1 protein-coding gene is annotated in these 874 nt (G+C 75.2%); it reads left to right on the top strand.

Features of this window, described 5'->3' with window-relative positions; all coding sequences use genetic code 11:
- The coding region (locus VB737_RS17085; protein ID WP_500314733.1) for a methyltransferase domain-containing protein at positions 1–872 on the top strand (872 nt) is incomplete at its 5' end.
- Positions 873–874: the final 2 nt, after the last annotated feature.

Below are 874 nucleotides of genomic sequence, written 5' to 3'. Positions count from 1 at the left end.
CCGCCGGACTGCTCGACTGGCTGCCGCCGGAGCGGGCCGAGGCCTTCGCCCTGGCCTGCAACGCCGTGCCCCCCCTCGATCTGCGCGTCAACGCCCTGCGCACCAACCGGGAGGCGCTGCTGGAGCGCTTCAGGGATGCGGGAGTGGCCGCCCGCGCCCTGCCCGGGGTTCCCCATGGCCTCACCCTGCTGGAGCGGGTGGGCGATCCCCGCGAGCTGCCGGGCTACGGCGAGGGGCTCTGGTGCGTGCAGGACCGCAGCGCCCAGGCCATCGCCCCCCTGCTCGACCCCCGACCCGGCCAGCGGATCCTCGATGCCTGCGCCGCCCCGGGGGGCAAGAGCACCCACCTGGCCGAGCTGATCGGCGACCGGGGTGAGGTGTGGGCGCTGGATCGCTCCGAAGCCCGGCTGCGGCGGCTGGATCGCAACGCCGAGCGGCTGGGCCTGACCACGATCCGCTCCCTGGCCGCCGACGCCACCGGCCTCGCGGAGCGGAAACCCCACTGGCAAGGCCATTTCGAGCGGATTCTGCTGGATGCCCCCTGCTCAGGCCTCGGCACCCTCGCCCGCCACCCCGACGCCCGCTGGCGGATCAGCCCCGATGCCATCGACGGCCTGGTGAGCCTGCAGCGCCAGCTGCTGGAGGCGATGCTGCCGTTGCTGGCCCCCGGCGGCCGGCTGCTCTACGCCACCTGCACGGTGGAACCGCGCGAGAACGGCGCCCTGATCGCCGCGCTGTTAGCCGCCCATCCGGACTTGACCCTGCTGGAGGAGCGCCAGTGGTGGCCCACCCCAGCGGCGGCGGAGAGCGGCGGCGGTGACGGCTTCTACGCGGCCCTGCTGCGGGGGCCGGGGGTGGAGCCGGACGCCTGAGC

The sequence above is a fragment of the Synechococcus sp. BA-120 BA3 genome, from assembly GCF_034931285.1.
In the GTDB taxonomy this organism is placed as follows: domain Bacteria; phylum Cyanobacteriota; class Cyanobacteriia; order PCC-6307; family Cyanobiaceae; genus Cyanobium.
This window is presented reverse-complemented; position numbering and strand designations above follow the sequence as displayed.